A 21,916-nucleotide genomic window follows, 5' to 3' on the forward strand; every position below is an offset into this window, starting at 1 on the left:
AATGTGCCTTGACTTCGATCCGCCGAGCTACCCAAGATGGCTGCGCCGGACGACCCCGGCCGCAGTGACCGGGGCCGCTCGCCGGTCCTTCGGTCCCTCCCCGGTCACCTCGACCTGCGCGGCCACCGGCCACCGACCCAGCGAGAGGAACCATGAACCGACCTCCGGACCCCGGCCCCGCCCGTCACGAGAGCCCGTCCTCCGGCTCGGGCACCCTGCCGCCCCGCGCCTGGTACGCGCGGTCCGATGCCCTCCGGCTCCCGCTGGACGGCAGGTGGCGCTTCCGCCTCTCCCCCGAGGCCGACACCCACGACGAGTCCTTCGCGCAGCCCGGCTACGACGCCGCCGACTGGGGCGACCTCGCGGTCCCCGGCCACTGGGTACTGCAGGGGTACGGCGCTCCCGCGTACACCAACGTGCGGTACCCCTTCCCGGTGGACCCGCCCCGGGTACCGACCGAGAACCCGACCGGCGACCACCTGCGGTACTTCGACCTGCCCGCCGACTGGCCGTCCGACGGCGGCGCGGTGCTGCGCTTCGAGGGCGTCGAGTCCTGCGCCCGGGTCTGGCTCAACGGGCGCGAGCTCGGCGAGTTCAAGGGCAGCCGGCTGCCGCACGAACTTCCGGTGGACGGCCTGCTGCGCCCGGCCGGGAACGTGCTCGCCGTCCGTGTGCACCAGTGGTCCTCCGGGAGCTACCTGGAGGACCAGGACCAGTGGTGGCTGCCCGGCGTCTTCCGCGAGGTGACGCTGCTGCACCGGCCCGAGGGCGCGGTCGGCGACTTCTTCGTCCACGCCTCCTACGACCACCGCTCGGGGACGGGCACGCTGTGCGTCGACAGCGAGGTGCCGGGCCGGGTCGCCGTGCCCGAGCTCGGCCTCGACCTCGCCACCGGCGAGAGCGCCACCCTCGCCGTGGAGGCGTGGACCGCCGAGATCCCGCGGCTGTACGCCGCCGAGCTGACCACGGCGGGCGAGCGGGTCCCGCTGCGGATCGGCTTCCGCACGGTCGCCGTCGAGGGCGGGGTGCTGAAGGTGAACGGCCGGCGCATCCTGTTCCGGGGCGTCAACCGGCACGAGTTCCACCCGGCCACCGGGCGGACGGTGGACCTCGACACCATGCGCACGGACCTGCTGCTGATGAAGCGGCACAACGTCAACGCCGTCCGCACCAGCCACTATCCGCCGCACCCCGCCTTCCTGGACCTCTGCGACGAGCTCGGGCTCTGGGTCGTCGACGAGTGCGACCTGGAGACCCACGGCTTCGAACCGCTCGGCTGGCGCGGCAACCCCGTCGACGACGAGCGCTGGATCCCGGCCCTGCTCGACCGGGCCGCCCGCATGGTCGAGCGGGACAAGAACCACCCCTGCGTCCTCGTCTGGTCCCTCGGCAACGAGGCCGGCACCGGCCGGGGCCTCACCGCCATGGCACGGTGGATCCGCGACCGCGACCCCTCCCGGCTGCTGCACTACGAGGGGGACCCGTCCTGCGCGGACACCGACCTCTACTCCCGGATGTACGCCGACCACGCCGAGGTCGAGCGGATCGGCCGACGGGAGGACGAGGGGCCCGAACGGCGGCGCGAACTCCCGTTCGTGCTCTGCGAGTACGCCCATGCGATGGGCAACGGGCCGGGCGGGCTGGCGGAGTACCAGCGACTGTTCGAGAGGTACGAGCGCTGCCAGGGCGGCTTCGTCTGGGAGTGGATCGACCACGGGCTGGTCCACCCCGAGCACGGCTTCGGCTACGGCGGCGACTTCGGCGAGGAGGTGCACGACGGCAACTTCGTCTGCGACGGCCTCGTCTTCCCCGACCGTACGCCCTCACCGGCGCTGGCCGAGTTCAAGAAGGTGGTCGAACCGGTCCGCATCGAGGCCGGGCCCGCCGCCCGCACCGTCCGGGTGACCAACCTGCACGACTTCGCCGACCTGTCGCGGCTCGCCTTCACCTGCTCCTACGACGTCGAGGGCGCTCCGGTGGAGGAACGGGACCTCGCCGTGCCCGCGCTCGGCCCCAGCGAGTCCGTCGAGCTGACGCTGCCGGCGCCGCCGGGCCCGGCCCGCGGCGGCGAGTCCGGCTGGACGGTGCGCGCGGTGCTCGCCGAGGACGCCCCGTGGGCGCCGAAGGGCCACACCGTCGCCTGGGGCCGGATCCCGCTCGGCCGCCGGCGCGCCCTGCCGCCCGCCCACGGTCACGCGCCCCGGAGCACGGACGGCCTGATCCGGCTCGGCCCCGGCGTGTTCGACGCCCGCAGCGGCGCCCTGACCCGGATCGGGCCCGTGCCCGTCGTCGGGCCGCGGCTGGAGGTGTGGCGCGCTCCGACCGACAACGACCAGGGGCCGCAGTGGCAGCCCGAGGCGCAGCTCGACCGGCAGTGGCGCCGGCTCGGCCTGCACCGGATGCGCCGTCGGCTCGACGCGGTCGAGCCGACGGAGGACGCCCTGACGGTACGCACCCGGGTGGCACCCGCCGCCACCTCCCTCGGGTTGCGCACCGCGTACCGCTGGACCGCCGACGCGAGCCGGCTGCGGCTGACCGTCACCGTCACGCCCGAGGGCGAGTGGACGGTGCCGCTGCCCCGGCTGGGCGTCCGGCTGGGCCTGCCGGGCGGATTCGGCGGCGCGCAGTGGTACGGCGGCGGGCCGGGCGAGGCGTACCCGGACACCCGCGCGGCCTCCCTGCCGGGCCGGTACGCGATGAGCGTCGACGCGATGCAGACCCCGTACGTGCGCCCGCAGGAGAACGGCTCCCGGGCCGACGTCCGGTGGGCCGAACTGACCGACGGCGCGGCGGCGGTACGGATCGAGGGCGAGCCGCTCTTCTGGTTCGCCGCCCGCCGCTGGACCACCGAGCAGCTCGACGCGGCCCGGCACCGCCCGGAGCTCGTGCCGGGGGACACCGTCTGGGTGCACCTGGACCACGCTCAGCACGGCATCGGCTCGGCGTCCTGCGGGCCCGGTGTCCTGCCCGAGCACCGACTGACCGCCGCGCCGGCGGAGTTCACGTTCGTCCTCTCCGCCACGGGCGGCTGAGGCGCGGGCACCGAAGCGCCGCGGGGGGGGGCCCCGCCCCAACGGGGGGGCGCCCCGGCCCCGGGGGGGCGGCGCCCGCGGGCCGGCCCCCGGGCCCCCCCCCCCCCCCCCCCCGGGGGGCGCGCGCGGGGGCCCCCGACCGCCCGCGGCGTACCCCGCCAACCCGCGGGGACCCGCCGCGGCCCGTTGTGGCCTGCCGCCGAGCGGACGACGCCGTCACGCCCGCACACCCGCCGGTCGGCGCGCCGGCGAGGAAAGCCTTCGGCCAAACGCTGGCCAATTTTTCGTATATCGAATACGTTCTCCTCACTGCCGGTGCCGGGCCCCGCGACGAGCCCGCCTGCACGGCATCCCCACACCCCTCCTCCCCCACCCATGGAGGCCTCCGTGACCGGAATGTCCCACCCCGTCGACCGCAGATCCGTGCTGCGCGGCATGCTCGCCGCCGGTGCCGCCGCGGCCTTCTCCCCCGCGATCAACCTGGCCAGTGCGCAGGCCGCGGGCATCACCACCGGCAGCTACCGGATCCGCTTCGACCAGGCCGCCAAGCAGACCATCCTCGGCCTCGGCTTCGAGATCCAGTCCGACTCCATCGCGTCCGGCAACGGCGGCCTGCCGAGCACGGTCAGCGGCGTCCCCTACGACCTGACCGCGAGCGAGCGCACCCGCTTCTACCAGCAGATGCTCAAGGCCGGCCGCTCCGACCGCGGCTTCCGCTTCTGCCGGCTCGCCCTGGGCCTCTACCACCGGGGCGTGAGCGCCGACGGCAAGCACCTCGTCGACCGCTACCCCGGGCAGACCGACCTGCTGGCCGAGATGGTCAGCCAGGCCGGCGTCGAGGGCCTGATGGCCGAGTACTGGTCCCCGGCCCCCGGTTGGAAGAGCAACAACAGCCTGGTCGGCCAGAGCGCGGACGGGAAGACCAACTACGGGCTCGTCTCCTTCGCCCCCGCGGACCTCGACGCGCTGGGCGACGCGATGGTCGCCGACCTCGACTACCTCACGGCCAAGGGCCTGAAGATCAGCTACTGGGGCCTGCAGAACGAGCCCGACAACGGCGAGGACTACTCCTCCTGCGTCTACACCGCGGCGCAGTACCGGGACACCTTCAAGGCCGTCGCGCCGAAGATCCGGGCCAAGTACCCGAACGCGATCATCAACGCGGAGAGCCAGTACGGCTGGAAGGGCGCCTACGGACAGGCGCTGCTGGCCGACTCGCAGGCCATGAGCTACGTCGACAACTGGACCTTCCACAAGATCGGCACGGACAGCACCGTGCAGATCACCACCGACTACACGTCCGGTGCGGCCGGCCGGCCGGTGTTCAACAACGAGTTCGAGTACCTCAACGGTGCGATGACGGACTGGCGCTGCATCAACACCGCCCAGTCGATCATGAACTGGATGACCTTCCAGAACTCGCCGACCTGGTTCTGGCTGCACGCCCTCAAGCCCATCGGCAACTCGGAGTCCGAGGGCTACTCGCTGGGCCTGTGGCGGCCCCCGGGCGACACCGACTTCAGCGCCGGCCACTACCCCGACCTCCAGGCCGGCCACTGGCAGTTCAACCCGCGCAACTGGAACGCCGTCTCCGGGTTCGTGAAGTACCTGCCCTGGGACTCGGTCCGCTACCACGTCGAGGAGCCGCTGCACACCGACGGCTCCTACTACTCCGAGCACCGCATCATGGCCTGGCGCACCACGGCCGGCAAGCCGGTGTTCGCCCTCACCAACCGCTCCGCCACCGAGTCCTACACCTACACCGTCGACACCCAGACCTCCGCCGCCTTCCAGGGCCACCGCTACGGCCCCGCCACCACCGACCAGACCCTCGCCGCCAAGACCGGGCCGACCCTGGAGATCACCGTCCCGCCCCTGTCCATCGAGTTCTGGGTCCGCACCCCCTGACCTGACCCACGGCCGGCCGGCGTGCCGGAGCACCACCGACGCGCCGGCCGGCCCGATCCCCGTCCCCCGCGACGACCCACGAAGGGACCGGTGGCCGAAAGTGCTCCGGAACGCTCTCGAACCCTGGCACGTCGTCATCGTCGTGGCAGCGATCGCCCTGCTGTTCGGCTCCAGGAGACTGCCCGAGGTCGCCCGCGGCCTCGGCCGTTCGATGCGCATCCTGAAGGCCGAGACCCGGGCCCTGCACGAGGACGACCCCGGACCGGACGGCGCGCCCGGTCCGGTCCCGGCCGTCGAGCCGGGTCCGACTCCCGTGGTCGAGCCGACGAAGGTCGGCACAGCGGCTGCCGGAGTCGACGACTGAAGGCGCACAGGCGCCACACGGCCGAGGCGGGTCCCCGGAACCACCGGGGGCCCGCCTCGGCCTCGGCCTGCCGGTCACTTGCCGGCGCCCATGGTGAGCCCTTCGGTGAGGCGCCGGCCGAGCCAGGCGTAGAGCCCGACCATCGGCAGGATCGCGATCGACACCCCGGCGAAGAGCGCGCCGAAGTCGGCGCCGGTGAACTGCTGCTGCTGGAAGTAGTTCAGCAGGGCCAGCGGCAGCGTGAACCGGTCGTTGGTCTGGATGAACATCAGCGCCAGCAGGGTCTCGTTCCAGATCGCCATCGCGTTCAGCAGGGTCGCCGTCACCAGGCCGCCGCCTGCCAGCGGCAGCATGATCCGCCAGAAGGTCATCGCCGCCGACACTCCGTCGAGGGCCGCGGCCTCCTCCAACTCGGCCGGCAGCGAGGCGAAGAACGAGGTCAGCAGGAAGACCGTGAACGGCAGCGAGGTCACGACGTAGAGCACGAACAGGCCGAACAGGCTGTCGATCAGCCCGAGCCGGTTCATCAGCGCGTACAGCGGCAGCACCATCACCTGGACGGGTATCCCGAGACCGAGCACGAAGTACAGGCTGAGACCGCTCGACACCCGGCCGGGCCGCCGTCCGAGCACGTACGCGGCCGGGCCGGCGACGACCACGGTCACCGTCGAGGCCGCGACCACCAGGAGGGCCGAGTTGGCGAAGCCGGGCCCGAAGCCGCCGTCGTTCCACGCCGTCGACCAGTTCTCGAAGTGCAGGGAGGTGGGCAGGGACCAGGGGTGTTCCAGCACGTCACGGCTGCTCTTGAGCGAGCTGATCAGCAGGTAGCCGAAGGCGAACAGGCAGAAGCCGGTGAACAGCCAGACGGCGGCCGTCCCGGGCAGCCGTCCGAGCACGGCGGCGGCGCGCCTTCGGCGGGTGCTCCGGGTCAGCGCCCGCGGCCTGACCGGATCGGTCACAAGGGTGGTCATCGCGGCACCTTTCGTCGGTGGGTTCAGAACTGCAGCGCCTCACGGCGCATCAGCCGCCGCAGCACGACCACCAGGACGGCGACGAACGCCAGCGTGGTCACGGCGGAGGCCGCGGCGTAGCCGAACTGGTTGAGCGGGGTGATGCCGCCGACGGTCTCGCCGTAGACGAACATCGCGTTGTTCCACTGGTAGGTGGGGGGCAGGGCGCCCTGGTTGCCGCCGAAGGCGAGGATGAACTCGAAGATCTTCACCGAGGTGATGGCCCACAGCACCGCGGCGGCGCCGGTCACGTCCCAGGACAGCGGCAGCGTGACGTGCCGGAAGCGCTGCCAGGCGTTGGCGCCGTCGAGCCGGGCGGCCTCGTAGTACGACTCGGGGATCCGGTCGACGCCGGCCATCAGGATGGTCACGTAGTAGCCGGTGTTGATCCAGATCAGCGCGAGCAGCACGGCGCCCATCGTCCAACCGGGCCGGAGCCACTGGACCGCGTCGATCCCCAGGTGCCCGAGGGCCTGGTTGAGCAGGCCGTCGAGACTCAGCAGCGAGCCCCAGAAGATCGCCAGGACGACCGAGGACACGATGTGCGGCAGGAAGATCACCCCGCGGATCAGCCGGCGGCCCCGCATCTCGCGCAGCATCAGCAGGAAGCCGAAGCTGAGCGCGAAGACGACCGCGCCGACCCCGAAGACGATCTTCAGGGTGTTGCCGAAGGCGGATTCGAACGCCGGATCGTGCAGCAGCTGGGTGTAGTTGCGGACACCGGCCCAGCGCGGCGAGTTGATGCCGTCCCAGTCGGTGAGGCTGGTGTACATCGCGTACAGGGTCGGCCCGATGAACAGCGCCGTGTAGAGGGCCACCGCCGGCGCCACGAACGGCCCGAAGATCCGTCCGCGGCGCCGTTCCAACGGTGAGTGGGCGGTGGCGCTCACGGGTTGGCCTTCCAGAAGTCGACGGAGGCCTGCTTCGTCTGCGCGACGAACTCGTCCGCCGTCGTGACGCCCTGGATGAAGCGGACCACGTTCGGCGTGTACGCCTTGGTGGCCCAGGCCGCGTAGTCCACGAACAGCCGGGCCTGGTCGGCGTAGACGTCGTTGCCGTCGATGGCCTTCGCCACGGCGGCGAGTTCCCGGGGCGCCGGGATGTCGGTGCGCGGGGTGATGTTCAGGGCCTGGGTGGCGATCCCCGCGAGGCGGTCCTTGTTCATGAAGTAGGCGACGAACCGCTGCGCCTCGGCCGCGTGCTTGGCGCTCCTGGGCACCGCGAACCCGAAGAAGTTCACGCCGACCGCCGTGTTGCCGCCGTCGATCGCGGGCAGCTGGAAGTTCCCGTACGTGAAGCCGGCCGGGACGTTGGGCCGGCTCTCGCCGGGCACCCAGGTGCCGTTGAGGTAGAACGCGACCTTGCCCTGGGCCCAGCTGGTCTGCGCCTGGGTGCCCTGGGTGGACTCGTAGCCCTTGATGAAGTAGTTCTGCCGCAACTGCTCGACCCTGCCCACGGCGTCGCGGACCTTGGGGTCGTCCCAGGCGGCGCCGCTGCGGTCGGCCGCGAGCGCCCGGACGCCGTCGGTGCCGAGCCGGCGCTGCAGCGTGAGCAGGGTCCAGTAGGGGTCGTTGCTGGGCAGGCCGATCGGCGCGACGCCGGTGGCCTTGATCGCGTCGAGCGTCCTGACCAGGTCCTCCCAGGTCTTGGGCGGGTTGGCGGCGAGGTCCGGGTACGCGGCGGCGTTGAACCAGACGCCCTCGGTGGCCACCGAGTACGGCACCATGAACGGCTTGCCGTTCCGGTCGTTCAGGTACGCCTTGTACTTGTCCGGGATCACCTCGCCGACGGTCCTGGTCTCGCCGGGGATCTGCGCGGCGTAGACCGGGGTCAGGTCCGCGCTCTGCTCGGCGGCGACCAGGGCGCCGAGCGCGTTGACCGAGTTGTCGACGAGGTCGGCCGCGGCGCCGCTCTTCAGGGTGGGGGTGATCTTCTGGATGACCTGGCGGCCCTGCCACTGGATGGTCACCTTGACGCCGGTGTCCTTGGTGAACGACTCGGCCGCCGCCTGGATGACCTTCGCCTGCGGCTCGTTCTGGTTCCACATCGACCAGTAGGTGAAGGAGTCGCCGTCGTGGTCGGCGCCGCCGCAGCCGCTGAGCGCGCCCGAGGTGAGGGCGGCGGCCGCGGCGGCGAGGAGGAGACGTCTGGTGCGGGAGTGCGTGCTCATGGCGAGGTCCCGTTTCGGTGGAGGGTGGTGGAGCAGGTGGTGGGTGGGTGGAGCAGGTGGTGGGTGGGTGGAGCAGGTGGTGGGTGGGTGGAGCAGGTGGTGGGTGGGTGGAGCAGGTGGTGGGTGGGTGGAGCGGGCGGAGCGGGTGGTGAGTGGGCGGGCGGGGCTCAGGTCGGGTCGCGGGCCGGGGGCGGGCCGGGCAGACCGGGCAGGCCCCAGCGGAAGGCCTCTCCCGCAGCGGTGACGGGCTCGACCGTGAGGTCCGGGGTGTCCCCGACGGCGGTGATCAGACACTCGGCGCCGGCGGGCAGGGTGATCTCCAGCAGGCCGTCGGGGCGCAGCCGCCAGCGCGTCGGGCCGGGCCGGCCGGCCAGCGGCCGGACATCCGCGGGCCCGGTCAGCCGGCCCGGGGCGACCAGGCACGGCTCCCCGGCCCCGCTGCGGACGCGGATCCAGCGGGTGGCGCCGCCGCGACGGCCGGCGCTGACCCTGAAGGCGCCCTCGGCGACCAGGTCGTGCACCGTGACGTCGGCCCAGCCGTCCGGGACGGCCGGGAGGACCCGCAGCACCCCGCCCCAGCTCTGCAGCAGCATGTCGTGCAGGCTCTGCGCCCCGGACAGCGGCGTCTCGACGACCGGGCCGGTCTCCGCGTACATGGTGTTCGGCCGGACGTAGGCGTCGAGCAGCTCGTGCAGTTGACGCAGGGCCGCCTCGCCGTCGCCGAGCAGCGCGTACATCGAGGCGGAGCCGGTGAAGCTGTAGCCCTGGAGTTCGCCGGTCAGGCCGAGCCAGTGCGCCATGCTCCGCCGGAGCAGGGCGCGCTCGGCCGGGCGGGTGAGGTCGAGCTGGTGCAGGGGGTGGAACCAGAGCAGGTGGGAGTAGTGCCGGTGGGAGCTGGTGAGGCGCAGGTCCCGGCCGATCCACAGGCCCTCGTCCTGGTCCTGCGGCGGCGGGGTGAGGTGGTCGAGCACGTGCTGCCAGGTGGCGGCGAGCGGGTCGTCGACGCCGAGCCGGGCGGTGGCGTCGAGCAGGGTGCGGCAGCCCCAGTGCAGCAGCGCGAGGTCGTAGTTGCAGTCGGCGGTGGTCCCGTACTCCGGGGAGTAGGTGGCCGGCAGGTGCAGCACGCACTCGTCGTCCTGGGTGAGGAAGTGCAGGTAGTAGGTGACGGACCTGCGCAGGAGCGGGAGGACGGTGTCCCGCAGGTACGCCTCGTCCATGGTGTGCCGGTAGGCGAGCCACGCGGTGTGCAGGGCCCAGGTGAGGTTGCCGACCTCGGGGAGCGGCTCGGCCTGCCCCGGGACGCCGGCCGGCTCGCTGCGCAGGTCGTCCTGGCTGGAGCGGCCGAGCACCAGGGAGTCGGCGCGGTAGGCCTCGGGGGTGGAGGCCAGCAGGCCGGGCCCGCCGTTCTCCAGTGCCGTGCGCAGCGAGTCGAGTTCCGGGTGCCCGGAGGCGTTGATCGGCCAGTACTCCAGCTGGACGTTGAGGTTCCACCAGGCGGCGGGCCAGGGGGTGTGCTCCAGCCAGGGGCCGTGGGTGGCCAGGACGGGCCGGTCGGCGCGGGTGGCGCAGGCCAGTTTGTAGAGCTGGATCCAGTAGAAGCCCTGCAGCCTGGCGTCGGGGACGGAGAGGAAGCTCCTCGGGTAGTAGGCGTGCCACCAGGCCCGGTGGGTCCCGGTGAGTAGGTCGGTGGTCGCCCGGGCGGCCTCGGCCAGGGTCTCGGCGGCGGTGCGGCTCGCGGTGGGATCGGTGGCGCTGTGGGCCACCGTGCAGAGCAGGGTGCTGCCGCCGCCGTCGGCGGTGGTGCGCCAGCGGGTCTCGGTGCGACCGCCGCAGGCGAGGTCCTGGACGCAGGTGCCGCCGTCCGCGGTCGCGGTGAGCACGGGCGGCGGATTGTCCTTGAGCCCGGCCGGCCGCTGCTCGGGGTAGAACGCCTCCCGCGGGGCGGTGGCCGGTGCGGGGGTGAAGGTCCAGGACACCTGCTCGCCGCCGTCGAGCGGGCGGCAGCGTACGACGAGCAGGTCGCGTTCGGCGTGGACGAACGCGGTGAGGGCGACCGTCCCGTGCGTCGTGCGGACGGTGCCGGTGAGTTCGGCGTCCCAGAGCGAGAGCCGCAGGTCCACGTCGGTCACCTCGCCGGTCGTCCGGAGGGTGAGGTGACCGATCGGCAGCCGGGTGCCGCCCCAGAGCGGGCCGCCGACGTCCTGGTGGTCGCGGACCCGGCTGTCGCCGAGGACGATCCGGATGCGGCTCCCGCCCGCCGGGCGCCGGACGGAGGCGGCCAGGCCTCCGTTGCCGAGGAACGGGCCGTCGTAGAAGTCCGCGGGGATGCTGCGCCAGACGGGGTCGAGCCCGCTCAGGAACTCGTGCCAGCCGGTGTCGGTGGCCATGCGGTCGTCGAGAGCCGGGTGGCCGGGTGGTTCCGTGCCGGTCAAGGCTGCTCCGTTTCGGTTCGAGGGTGCGCCGCCGCGGTGGGCGCCGGCGGTGGTCATCGGCCCAACCACCCGCCGTCGACGGGCAGCAGGGTGCCGTGGACGTAGTCGGAGGCGGGCGAGGCGAGGAAGACCGCCGCGCCGGCGACGTCCTCGGGCACGGCCCAGCGGCCGGCCGGGATGCGGTCGAGGATCGCCGCGCTGCGGACCGGATCCTCGCGCAGGGCCCGGGTGTTGTCGGTGGCGACGTAGCCGGGGACGATCGCGTTGACGTTGACGCCGCCCGCCGCCCACTCGTTGGCGAGGGCGCGGGTGAGGCCGGCGATGCCGGACTTGGCGGCGGCGTAGCCGGGCACGGTGACCCCGCCCTGGTAGCTGAGCAGCGAGGCGGTGAACACGATCTTCCCGGAGCCGCGCGCCAGCATCCGCCGGCCGACCTCGCGGGTGAGGACGAACTGGCTGCTCAGGTCGACGGCCAGGACGTGGTCCCAGTCCTCGTCGCCGTGCTCGGCGGCCGGGGCCCGGGCGATGGTGCCGGCGTTGTTGACCAGGATGTCCACCGGCCTTTCCAGGCCCGCGAGTTCCGCGGCGAGGGCGGTCACGGCGGCCCGGTCGGCGAAGTCCGCGCGCAGCGTGCGGCACTGTCGGCCGAGGGCGCTCACGCGCTCGGCGACCTCGCTGCCCGAGGTCTCCAGGGTGGCGCTGACGGCGACGATGTCCGCGCCGGCGGCGGCCAGCGCCTCGGCGATGGCCAGACCGAGGCCGCGGCGCGCGCCCGTGACGACGGCGAGTCGGCCGGTCAGGTCGAAGAGCCGCCGGTGTCGTGGAGTCGTCATGCCGTCCTCGGGTCGTCGGTGTGCCGGCAGTGGAGTCGTCATGCCGTCCTCGCGTCGTCGGTGTGCCGGCAGTCGACCAGGACCTTCATGACGCCCGCGCCGGAGTCGAGGGCGGCGAACGCGGCGTCCGCGTGGGCGAGCGGCTCGATCCGGGAGATGAGGGCGTCGGCGGGCACGTCCCCGGCGGCGAGCAGCCGGGCGGCCTCCTCGAAGTCCTCGCGCCGGTAGAGCCGGGCGCCCAGCAGGGTCAGTTCGCGCCAGAAGAAGCGGTGCAGGTCGACTTCGCGGGGAACCGGGTGGATGCCCACCAGGACCAGCCGCCCCCGGACGCGCAGGCTGCCGACGGCGGTGGCCATGCCGGGGGCGCTGCCGGAGACCTCGAAGACCACCGCGGCGCCGGCGCCGCCGGTCCGGGACTCGACCTCGGCGACGACGTCGGTGCTCGACGGGTCGAGGCAGGCCAGGCCGAGCGTCCCGGCGACCGAGCGCCGGTAGGGGTCGGGCTCGACGAGCAGCACGTCCGCGCCGAGACGGCGGGCGACGAGGGCGATCAGCACGCCGACCGGGCCGCCGCCCACGACCACGGCCTGTTCGCCGGGCGCCAGGCCGGAGCGGCGCACGTCGTGGACGGCGACGGCGGTGGGTTCGACGAGCGCGGCGTGCGCCAGGCGCAGCCCGTCCGGGAGTCGGACCAGCAGGTCGGCCGGGACGGTCCAGCTGTTCTGCATGGCGCCGGCCGAGTCGATGCCGAGGAAGTCGAGGCGGTGGCAGAGGTGGGTGTGGCCGTCCTCGCAGGCGGGGCAGGCGCCGCAGGAGGCGGTGGGCATCACGGTGACCGGGTCGCCGGCCTGCCAGCCGGTGACGCCGGCCCCGACCTCGGCGATCCGGCCGGACATCTCGTGCCCGAGGACGGCGGGCAGCCGGACGCGGGCGTCCATGGCGCCGTGCAGGATGTGCAGGTCGGTGCCGCAGATGCCGGTGAAGGCGACGTCGATCCGGACGTGTCCGGTGTCGGGTGGTACGGATTCCCGGCGTCGGACGCGCACGGTCCGGTCGCCGGTGTAGGTGGCCTGGTGCACCGGGGTCTCCCAGGGGTGGGTGAGGGTGGGTGAGGGTCGGAGGGTGACGTTCGCTCAGGTCGGCCGGCCGGTCGGCCGGTCGGCGGGTCAACGTGCCGGTGGGCCGGCGGATCAGCGGGTCGGCGTGCCGACGGGCCGGTAGACGCGCAGCGCGTTGCCGCCGAGGACGGCCTGCGTGTCGGTGGCCGGGAGTCCTGAGAGCTCCGCCCGGACGAGGTCCAGCCAGTCGCGGTAGCGGCCGGCGAGGGTCATCACCGGCCAGTCGCCGGCGTAGAGGCAGCGGTCGGGGCCGAAGAGGTCGAGGGCCGTCCGCAGGTAGGGGCGCAGCAGGTCGGGGGTGGCCCGGCCGGGGAGCGCCTCGGTGGTCAGTCCGGAGAGTTTGCAGACCACGTTGGGGCGGGCGGCGAGCCGGCGCAGCGCCCGGTGCCAGCTCCCGTCGTCCGGCGCTCCCGGCCGGGGTTTGCCGAGGTGGTCCAGGACGACGACGGTCTGCGGGCAGGCGGCCGCGAGGTCGTCCAGTTCGCCGAGCTGGTGCTCGCGCACGCAGGCGTCGAAGGGCAGGCCGGCGTCGCCGAGCAGGGCCACTCCGGCGCGCAGAGCGGCCCGGGTGGTGAAGCCGGCGGGCTCGTCCTGGAGCAGGCGGCGCACGCCGACGACGAAGGGGTCGGCGGCCAGCCGGCGGATCCGCGCGGGCAGGTCCTCGGTCTCCTCCAGCGAGAGGTGGACGACCATGCCGAGCAGCTCCGGGCGGTGCTCGGCCCGGGCGCGCACCCAGTCGAGCTCGGCCGCGGCCTGCTCGGGCCGGCGCCCGGCCTCGACGACGACGGCCCGGATCGGCTCGCCGGCCGCGGCGGCCAGGTCCTCGGGTCCGAAGGCCCGGCGCAGCGCGGGTTCGGTGAGCCACGGGTAGTCGAAGCGGGCCGGGTCCCACAGGTGCGCGTGCGCGTCGACGATGCCCGGTGTCACGGCCGCTCCCGCGGGCTGTGGTCGAGGGCCGGCCCGCTGGTCCAGCCCTGGTCGCGGACCGGCGCGAGGCAGGCCTCGACGCGTGCGAGCAGCTCCTCGTCGATCGGTTCGGCCAACCAGCCGACGTTGCGGCGGACCTTCTCGGGGCTGCTGGTGCCGACGACGGTGGTGGCGGCGCCCGGGGCGCGGGCGGAGAACTGCAGGGCGAGCTTCGCGAGGTCGCTGCCGGCGGCCTCGCAGAGGTCGGCGGCCTCGGCGCAGCGGGTGCGCAGCTCGGCGGAGCCGGGGTGCCAGTCGGGTGCGCCGAGCCGGGTGAGTGCGCCCATCGCCAGTGGCGAGGCGTTGACGACCCCGGCTCCGCAGGCCGCGAAGTGGGCCGTCCAGGTGGCCAGGCGGCGGTCGTGCAGCGTGTACTGGCAGTAGGAGAGCACGGTGTCGACCCGGGTGCGCGCGGCGACCCGGCCGAGCAGCGGCAGCGGGTATCCGGTGATGCCGACGTGGCGGACGAGACCCTGCTCCTGCAGGCGCCGCAGTGCGGGGAGGGTCTCCTCGACGATCTGGTCCGGTGAGCCGAACTCGATGTCGTGGCACTGGATCAGGTCGAGGTGGTCGGTGCCCAGCCGGCGCAGGCTCTCGGTGACGCTGCGCGTGACCCGGCGGGCGCTGAAGTCGAAGTCGGCGGCGCCGTACCTGCCGACCTTGGTGGCCAGCAGGTAGCCGTCACGGGCGACGCCGCGCAGGGCGCGCCCGAGCACGGACTCGGCGGCGGTGTCCCCGTAGTAGGGGGCGACGTCGAAGAGGTTGACGCCCAGGTCGAGGGCGGTGCGGACGGCGTCGATGCCGTCCTGTTCGGCGAAGGGGCCGAACACGGAGCCCAGTGGTGAGGCGCCGAAGGCCAGTTCGGAGACGGTCAGGTCGGTGGTGCCCAGTCGGCGGTATCGCATCTGGTGTCCAGGTCCGTGGGGTCGGCGGGGCGGGTCCCGGCCGGGGCGGTCAGACGGGGGTCGGCTGCGGTGCCCAGACCGGGCCCTCGGGGTACAGGTGGTCGGCGGCCGATCCGGGGTGCAGCTGGGCGCCGAGGCCGGGGACGGTCGGGGCGACGTAGTGCCCGCGCGCGATGCGGACGGGGACGGTGAAGTGCTCGTGGAGGTGGTCGACGTACTCGATGACGCGGTTCTCGGTGCTGCCGCTGACGGCCACGTAGTCGAACATCGCCAGGTGCTGGACCATCTCGCAGAGGCCGACGCCGCCGGCGTGCGGGCAGACCGGCACGCCGAACTTCGCGGCGAGCAGCAGGACGGCGACGTTCTCGGTGACCCCGGCGACGCGGCTGGCGTCGAGTTGGAGGACGTCGATCGCGCCGGCCTGGAGGAGTTGCTTGAACATGACCTGGTTGTGGCAGTGCTCCCCGGTGGCGACCTTGACCGGTGCGACGGCGGCGCGGATCCGGGCGTGGCCGAGGATGTCGTCCGGTGAGGTCGGCTCCTCGATCCAGTAGGGGTCGCACGCCTTGAGCGGCTCCATCAGGTCGATGGCCTGCTCCACTCCCCAGGCCTGGTTGGCGTCGATCGCGATCCGGACGTCCGGCCCGACCGTCGCCCGGGCCAGCCTCAGCCGGTGGAGGTCCCGCTCCGGGTCGGCGCCCACCTTGAGCTTGATCTGGGTGAAGCCGTCCGCGACCGCCTCCTCGCACAGCCGGACGAGCTTCTCGTCGTCGTAGCCGAGCCAGCCGGGGGTGGTGGTGTACGCCGGGTAGCCGTGCTCCAGTAGGTGGCGCCGCCGCTCGGCGCGTCCGGGCTCGGCCCGGCGCAGGATCTCCAGGGCCTCCTCCGGGGTCAGCGCGTCGCGCAGGTAGCGGAAGTCGACGAGGGCGACGAGCTGCTCCGGGCTCATCTCGGCGAGCAGGCGCCAGACGGGCTTTCCGGTACGCCGGCCGTACAGGTCCCACATGGCGTTGACGATCGCGCCGGCGGCCATGTGGATGGCGCCCTTCTCCGGTCCCAGCCAACGTAGTTGGCCGTCACCGGTGAGCCGGCGGGAGAAGGCGCCGAGGTCGGCCAGGGTCGCGTCGACCGGCAGGCCGGCCACCAGCGGGGCGAGGGCCCGGACGGCGGCCACCTGGACGTCGTTGCCCCGGCCCACCGTGAACGCCAGGCCGTGGCCCTCCTCACCCGTGCTCGTACGGACGATCACGTAGGCGGCCGAGTAGTCCGGTTCGGGGTTGAGCGCGTCGGAGCCGTCGAGTCCGCGGGAGGTGGGGAAGCGAACGTCCAGCGCTTCGACCGCGATGATGCGGTTCATCAGGAGGTGCCCTTTCGAGGCGGGAGGTGGCCTGCGAACGGCAGGCGGAAGGCAGGCACGAGGCATGCGGGGAGCAGTGGTCGATCGGCGTCGTCCTGCAGCCGAGACATGGGATGACTGTCGGGGAGTCAGCCCCGTTCTGTCCAGACCCGCGTCGAGGGATTTTTGAATTCCGCAGGTGGAGGCCGAAACATCTCGCAGCTTCCCCATGGGATTCGAGTTCGCTGTTCCATTGAGATGGGATGTCTGGCTATGCTGGGCCGCGCTCGGCCGCCGGGACGGCAGCACGGTGGTGGAGCGCGCACTGGCACTGTGTTCCCGGGGCCGACGACCGCCGGCCGACCGCAGCACACCGACCGCCGAGGGGCTCACGGATGTCACTGACCGACAAGGCCATCGCCCGGATCCGCGAACTCGTCAGATCCGGTGAGCTGCCCCCCGGAGCCAAGCTGCCGCCCGAGCAGCAGCTGGCGGTGGAGCTGGGCCTCTCGCGCAACCTCGTACGCGAGGCCGTCAAGACCCTGGTGGTGTCGCGGGTCCTCGAAATCCGGCGCGGCGACGGCACCTACGTGACCAGCCTGGCGCCGGGCCTGCTACTGGAGGGCCTCTCCTCCGCGGTGGAGCTGTTGAGCGGGAACACCCTGCTGGAACTCACCGAGGCACGCCGGCTCCTCGAACCCGCGGCCACCGGCCTCGCGGCGAGCAGGATCAGCGACGCCGACCTCGCCGAGGTCGCACGCCACCTCGACGCCATGCGCGAGGCCAGGCAGGACCCCGAGCGCCTCAACCTGCACGACGCCGCCTTCCACCGCGCGGTCATCGCCGCCACCGGCAACGAGACCCTGACCACCCTGCTGGAGGGCATCTCCAACCGCACCCTGCGGGCCCGCGTCTGGCGCGGGCTCGTCGACAGCGACGCCGCGGACCAGGCCATCGCCGAACACGAGGCGATCTTCCGCGCCCTGTCGGCCCGGGAGGCGCCGCTCGCCCAGGCCGCCGCCCTGATGCACGTCACCACCACCGAGAACTGGCTGCGCGCGCAGATGCCGGCCGAACCGGTCGGCGACGGCCGAACCGGGCTCCCCCCGGAGTGAGCCGCCGGCCCACCGGCCGCCCCGAGGGCTCACTCCTTGTCCGCGACCTCGTGGTCCGCCTGCGCGTTGATGTGGGCCTTGGCCGCCTGCGCCGCCGCATCCGGGTCGCGGCGCCGCAGGGCGGCGACGATCTCGTCGTGCTCGGCGATGACCTGCGCCCAGTTGTCCGGGTCGGCCGGCGACGCGATCCGGTGCCGGCGGACGGTGAGGAGCAGTTGGTCGGTGAGTTCGGCCAGGATCCGGTAACCCGCGGCCTCGGCCAGGATCCGGTGGAACTCCGAGTTCAGTTCCGGCAGCTTCTGCAGCGAGCGGGTGCCCAGCCTCCCCCGCATCTGCTGCTGGACCGCCTCCAGCTCGGCCAGCTGCGCATCGGTGACACGTTGCGCGGCGAGCCCGGCGACCAGCCCCTCGATCGCCTCGCGGGCCAGGAAGACCCCGCGCATCTCGGCCGCGTCCACCTCCGCGACGGCCACCCCGGAGTGGACCCGGGACACCACCAGACCGTCCGCCTCCAGCCGCTTCACGGCTTCGCGGATGGGGATCTTGCTCACGCCGAGGTTGCGGGCGAGCTCGTCCATGTTGATGCGCTCGCCCGGCTTGAGGTCACCCTCGGCAATGGCAGCCCGCAGGCTGTCGTAGACGAGGTCGGCCTTGCTCTTCACCACGGGCAGCCGCGCCCAGTTCGCCTGTGTCACCCCTTCATCGTATGCGATATGCCCCCGTTGGCGAAGAGCGGGGCGCGACGGACCTGACGGCGGGACGGCGGGACGACCGCCGGGTGGTGCGCGGTGCGCCGCGCACCGGTCGTCGAGGGGGCGCCTCAGGAGCTGCGGGCCCAGAACTCGACCGAGAGCGGGGGCACGGTCAGGGTGACCACCGGCCCGGCCCGACTGCCGAGCGTCTGGTTGGTGGTGGTGGGGCCCAACCGGTGCCCCGGGAACGAGGCGGCGGTCCGGGTGTCCACGGGGTAGGTGAACGACCGGCTGGAGGAGCGGTCGGTCTGCCGGGCCCCGTCGTCGAAGCGGATCGTGTAGCTGTCCGAGTCGAGGCCCGCCGCCCGCGCGGCGGACGGGTTGCACCGTGGGGCGCCCGCCATGGCGGCGACGCGCAGCTTGGTCCGGCGGCTGATGCGACTCGGTTCGGGTCGGTGCATTGCTGGTCCTCCCGGATGGGGGGTGGGGTCGGGTGGGGGTGGGGTCGGGTGGCGCGGCGGTCGTCGGAGGCGGGTCCCGGCGCGACACGGGCACCTTCGTCGGGCTCGCGTCCGGGGTGGTGCCGGCGGATGCGCCGGGCGTCGGCGGTCGACCTCGACAGGAGAGCGGTCCTCGGGTCCGCCAACGCCTCAGAAACGTATTCGATATACGACATCAGCGCCAGGGGAACGACCGAACTCGCCTCCTGGCACTGCACCGTGACCCCGACACACGGGCCGACCGACCCGCACCCGACTACCTACTGTTCCCCTACGCGTTGATCCCATCGGTGCGCGACCGTGCTCGAATCGGCACTCGCGCCCGACCGCACACCGCACGGAAGCTGCCGTCAGGCACGGAACGCGTCGGCCCACCACCACCGGACCGCCGGATCACCCGGCCGTGGCGACATGTCGATCCGTCAGCATGTTCTTAAGTGTTGACATTTGAGCGATTGGCTAGTTCTCTATGGCGCATCACGTTCGATCTCGTTTGAATGTGCTCACACCGGCGGGGCCTCGAGTACCTGATCTCGGCCCGACCGCCGGACCTCCCACCCTTCTCCCACCCGAGGGATCCCCATGCCCAGCGCCCCCAGCCGTACCCGCCGACTCTCCGCCGCCGCCGCGGCCGGCGTGCTCCTCCCCCTCGCGCTCACCGCCTGTTCCACCGGACGTGAGAGCACCGGCGGAGGTGACGTCGCCAAGGTCGACGGCAGGATCTCGATGACGTACCTGCAGAAGCAGGGTGACCAGGAGTACTTCGTCGGTGAGGCGGCCGGGGCGAAGGCGAAGGCGGCGGAGCTGGGGGTGGACCTGAAGGTCGTGAACCTGGGCAACGACGCCAACAAGACCGTCAGCGAGGTGCAGTCGGCGATCGCGCAGAAGACCAACGGTGTCATCATCGTGGTGCCGGACCCGGCGGTCGGGCCGCAGATCGTGCAGACCGCGAAGGACGCCAAGATCGCCCTGCTCACCTCCGACGACCAGATCTGCGCGACCGGCCCGGACCCGTCGGCCTGCGCCAAGGACACCCTCGTCGCCCGGATCGGCTTCTCGGGCGCCCAGATGGGCGGGGAGGTCGGCAAGCGCGCCGCCGAGGAGTTCGGGAAGGCCGGCTGGAACCCGGCCGAGACCCGCACCCTCTCCGCCTGGAAGCAGGACGTCACCGTCTGCGGGGACCGGGTCAAGGCCGCGAAGGAGGCGTTCACGGCCGGCGCGGGCACGCAGGTGCAGAACATCGACGTGGCCACCGACAACACCCCCACCGGCGCCCAGGACAAGATCGCCGCCACGATCACCGCGAACGCCGGCGTCAAGCACTGGGTCGTCTGGGGCTGCAACGACGAGAACGTCCAGGGCGGCGTCACCGCACTGGAGAACGCCGGCGTCGGCGCGGACAACGTCATCGGCGTCGGCCTCGGCGCCTACCTCGCCTGCAAGGACTGGAGCGGCACCAAGCCCTCCGGCATGAAGGCCGCCCTGTTCATCAACGGCAAGGACGTCGGCGCCCTCGCCGTCCAGACCATGTTCGACAAGCTCAAGAACGGCAAGGACTTCCCCGCCGAAGCCTTCGCCCCCACCACCATGGTCGACGCCGCCACCTGGAAGAGCGCCGGCGTCACCTGCCACTGACCCCGGCCGCACGACCGCCCGCTCCGGCCCCGCACTCCTCCCGGCGGGCCGGAGCAGCGCACCCACCAGCCCTCACCCGAACGACCCTTCCAGAGGTGAAGCACGATGAGCCGAGCGCGCAGCTCGAATCCGGACGGCCGCCCACCGACCGACCGTCCGACCGGTGCCGGTGGTGCGGGGGTGCGGGGTGCCGGTGGTGCGGGGGTGCGGCAGGTCACCAAGCGCTTCGGCGCGGTACAGGCCCTCGGCGGGGTCACCCTGGACTTCCCCGCCGGCCAGGTCACCGCGCTGATGGGGGAGAACGGCGCCGGCAAGTCCACCCTGCTGAAGATCCTGACCGGCGACCATCGACCCACCGACGGCCACGTCGTCCTCGACGGCCACCGGATCGACCTCGCCACCCCCGCCCAGGCCCGCGCCGCCGGAATCCGGATCATCCCGCAGGAACCCGAGATCATCCCGCACGTCTCCGTCGCCGAGAACGTCTACGCCGGCGCCCTCCCCCGCACGGCCGGCCGCCGCCTCGACCGCGCCGAACTGAACCGCCGGATCACCGCCGACCTGCAGCGGCTCGGCTTCTCCGACGTCCTGGAGCCCGACCTGCTCGGCTCCCAACTCGCCCCCGCCCAACGCCAACTCGTCGAGATCCTCCGGGCGCTCACCGGCGAGGCGAAGGTCATCGCCTTCGACGAGCCCACCTCCTCCCTGTCCGAACACGAGGTCGACGCGCTGTTCGCCCTCATCCGCCGGCTGCGCGACCAGCAGATCGCCGTCGTCTACGTCTCCCACCGGATGAAGGAGATCTTCCAACTCGCCGACCGCATCGCCGTCCTGCGCGACGGCGAACTCGCCGGCGTCCAGGACACCGCCACCACCACCGAAGGCGACCTCGTACGCCTCATGGTCGGCCGCGACCTCACCACCCTCTTCACCCGCGAACGCGTCGCCACCGACCACGTCGTCCTCGACGTCCAGGGCCTCACCACCGACCACGTCCACGACATCGACCTCACCGTCCGGGCCGGCGAAGTCGTGGGCCTGGCCGGGCTCATCGGCGCCGGACGCTCCGAACTCGCCCTCGCCCTCGCCGGCGACCACCCCGTCCACAGCGGAACCATCACCCTGGACGGCCGAACCCTGCGCCCCGGCCGACCCGGCGCCGCCATCGCCGCCGGCATCGGCCTCGCGCCCGAGGAGCGCAAAGCCCAGGCCCTCTTCCTGCACCGCTCGATCCGCGACAACACCTCACTGGTCGTCCTCGACCGGCTGCGCCGCCTGAGGTTCGTCCACCGTCGCCAGGAACGCGCGCTGGCGCAGGAGTTCACCGACCGGCTGCGGGTGCGCACGCCCTCGATCGAGCACGAGGTCCGCAAACTCTCCGGCGGCAACCAGCAGAAGGTCGTCCTCGCCCGCTGGCTGGCCCGCAGACCGGCACTGCTGATCCTCGACGAGCCGACCCGCGGCATCGACGTCGGCGCCAAGGCGGAGATCTACCGGATCATCGCCGACCTCGCGAAGGACGGCGTCGCCCTCCTGGTGATCTCCTCCGAACTGCCCGAGGTCCTCGGCCTCGCCGACCGCGTCGTCGTCATGCAGAACGGCCGCATCACCGGCGAACTCCCCCGGGCCGACGCCACCGAGGAGGCCATCCTCCACCTCGCCATGGCCGACGACCTCGCCACCCAGGCCGCACCCGCCCCAGGAGCAACCCGATGACCACCACCACCCAGCCGCCCGCCCAGAACACCGAACAGCCTCCCACCAAGGCCCCCCGCGCGCCGCGAGTCCTCGCCTCCGTCGGCGGTCAGAACCTCAGCCTGATCGGCGCCCTCGCCCTCGTCCTCACCCTGTTCGGCACCCTCAACGACAACTACCTCAGCCTCACCAACCTCCAGGTCAT

At 72.9% G+C, this 21,916-nt stretch carries 17 protein-coding genes and 1 pseudogene; 7 read left to right on the forward strand and 11 right to left on the reverse strand.

Annotated features, from left to right (window positions below):
- Positions 1 to 152 precede the first annotated feature (152 nt).
- The 3 genes from ACFTWP_RS04770 (at position 153) to tatA (ending at position 5,304) form a co-directional block, all read left to right on the forward strand.
- Positions 153 to 3,032 (forward strand): glycoside hydrolase family 2 TIM barrel-domain containing protein, encoded by a 2,880-nt coding sequence (locus tag ACFTWP_RS04770; RefSeq protein WP_380262681.1) that lies wholly within the window; start codon positions 153 to 155, stop codon positions 3,030 to 3,032.
- A 387-nt stretch (positions 3,033 to 3,419) separates the two neighbouring features.
- On the forward strand, positions 3,420 to 4,940 hold the full coding sequence (locus ACFTWP_RS04775; RefSeq protein WP_380262683.1) for a hypothetical protein: 1,521 nt from the start codon (positions 3,420 to 3,422) through the stop codon (positions 4,938 to 4,940).
- A gap of 100 nt (positions 4,941 to 5,040) precedes the next feature.
- Entirely contained in the window at positions 5,041 to 5,304 is a 264-nt protein-coding gene (tatA, locus tag ACFTWP_RS04780) for a Sec-independent protein translocase subunit TatA (RefSeq protein ID WP_380262685.1), read from the forward strand.
- Between the two features lie 74 nt (positions 5,305 to 5,378).
- On the opposite strand, the gene ACFTWP_RS04785 is transcribed toward tatA, so the two are convergent.
- The 9 genes from ACFTWP_RS04785 to ACFTWP_RS04825 all read right to left on the reverse strand — a co-directional run bounded on the left by ACFTWP_RS04785 (position 5,379) and on the right by ACFTWP_RS04825 (position 16,095).
- The gene (locus ACFTWP_RS04785; RefSeq protein WP_380262688.1) at positions 5,379 to 6,275 is read right to left on the reverse strand and encodes a carbohydrate ABC transporter permease; all 897 of its coding nucleotides are present in this window, start codon (positions 6,273 to 6,275) and stop codon (positions 5,379 to 5,381) included.
- Between the two features lie 23 nt (positions 6,276 to 6,298).
- Positions 6,299 to 7,204 (reverse strand): carbohydrate ABC transporter permease, encoded by a 906-nt coding sequence (locus tag ACFTWP_RS04790; RefSeq protein ID WP_380262689.1) that lies wholly within the window; start codon positions 7,202 to 7,204, stop codon positions 6,299 to 6,301.
- Positions 7,201 to 8,484, reverse strand: a complete 1,284-nt coding sequence (locus tag ACFTWP_RS04795; protein ID WP_380262691.1) for an ABC transporter substrate-binding protein — start codon at positions 8,482 to 8,484, stop codon at positions 7,201 to 7,203. Before ACFTWP_RS04795 ends, ACFTWP_RS04790 begins: the two co-directional genes overlap by 4 nt.
- A 167-nt stretch (positions 8,485 to 8,651) precedes the next feature.
- Positions 8,652 to 10,916, reverse strand: coding sequence for a glycoside hydrolase family 95-like protein (locus ACFTWP_RS04800; RefSeq protein ID WP_380262693.1), 2,265 nt, complete (start codon positions 10,914 to 10,916; stop codon positions 8,652 to 8,654).
- Positions 10,917 to 10,969: 53 nt separating this feature from the next.
- On the reverse strand, positions 10,970 to 11,749 hold the full coding sequence (locus tag ACFTWP_RS04805; protein ID WP_380262695.1) for an SDR family oxidoreductase: 780 nt from the start codon (positions 11,747 to 11,749) through the stop codon (positions 10,970 to 10,972).
- 38 nt (positions 11,750 to 11,787) lie between these two features.
- Complete coding sequence (locus tag ACFTWP_RS04810) at positions 11,788 to 12,828, reverse strand: zinc-binding dehydrogenase (protein WP_380262697.1); 1,041 nt, start codon at positions 12,826 to 12,828, stop codon at positions 11,788 to 11,790.
- A 111-nt stretch (positions 12,829 to 12,939) separates the two neighbouring features.
- Positions 12,940 to 13,794, reverse strand: coding sequence for an amidohydrolase family protein (locus ACFTWP_RS04815; protein ID WP_380262698.1), 855 nt, complete (start codon positions 13,792 to 13,794; stop codon positions 12,940 to 12,942).
- A complete protein-coding gene (locus ACFTWP_RS04820) occupies positions 13,791 to 14,738 on the reverse strand; it encodes an aldo/keto reductase (RefSeq protein WP_380262700.1) in 948 nt (315 codons plus the stop codon). The genes ACFTWP_RS04815 and ACFTWP_RS04820 overlap by 4 nt, the downstream gene beginning before the upstream one ends.
- Positions 14,739 to 14,787: 49 nt before the next feature.
- Positions 14,788 to 16,095: an enolase C-terminal domain-like protein gene (locus tag ACFTWP_RS04825; protein WP_380262702.1), complete on the reverse strand. Its 1,308-nt coding sequence runs from the start codon at positions 16,093 to 16,095 to the stop codon at positions 14,788 to 14,790.
- Between the two features lie 374 nt (positions 16,096 to 16,469).
- On the opposite strand from ACFTWP_RS04825, the gene ACFTWP_RS04830 reads away from it, so the two are divergent.
- On the forward strand, positions 16,470 to 17,189 hold the full coding sequence (locus tag ACFTWP_RS04830; RefSeq protein ID WP_380262704.1) for a FadR/GntR family transcriptional regulator: 720 nt from the start codon (positions 16,470 to 16,472) through the stop codon (positions 17,187 to 17,189).
- 29 nt (positions 17,190 to 17,218) lie between these two features.
- Here the strand turns inward: ACFTWP_RS04830 and ACFTWP_RS04835 are convergent, their stop codons facing one another.
- Positions 17,219 to 17,884: a GntR family transcriptional regulator gene (locus ACFTWP_RS04835; protein WP_380262707.1), complete on the reverse strand. Its 666-nt coding sequence runs from the start codon at positions 17,882 to 17,884 to the stop codon at positions 17,219 to 17,221.
- 125 nt (positions 17,885 to 18,009) lie between these two features.
- Positions 18,010 to 18,342, reverse strand: a complete 333-nt coding sequence (locus tag ACFTWP_RS04840; protein ID WP_380262709.1) for a hypothetical protein — start codon at positions 18,340 to 18,342, stop codon at positions 18,010 to 18,012.
- Between the two features lie 621 nt (positions 18,343 to 18,963).
- On the opposite strand from ACFTWP_RS04840, the gene ACFTWP_RS04845 reads away from it, so the two are divergent.
- The 3 genes and pseudogenes from ACFTWP_RS04845 to ACFTWP_RS04855 form a co-directional block, all read left to right on the forward strand.
- Positions 18,964 to 20,016, forward strand: coding sequence for a substrate-binding domain-containing protein (locus tag ACFTWP_RS04845; protein ID WP_380262711.1), 1,053 nt, complete (start codon positions 18,964 to 18,966; stop codon positions 20,014 to 20,016).
- 204 nt (positions 20,017 to 20,220) lie between these two features.
- Complete coding sequence (locus ACFTWP_RS04850) at positions 20,221 to 21,732, forward strand: sugar ABC transporter ATP-binding protein (protein ID WP_380262713.1); 1,512 nt, start codon at positions 20,221 to 20,223, stop codon at positions 21,730 to 21,732.
- A pseudogene (locus ACFTWP_RS04855) lies at positions 21,729 to 21,916 on the forward strand (ABC transporter permease); the annotation flags it as partial. The gene ACFTWP_RS04850 and the pseudogene ACFTWP_RS04855, both read left to right, overlap by 4 nt.

Origin of the sequence: Kitasatospora sp. NPDC057015, from assembly GCF_042673745.1 — a bacterium.
Classification (GTDB): Bacteria; Actinomycetota; Actinomycetes; order Streptomycetales; family Streptomycetaceae; genus Kitasatospora.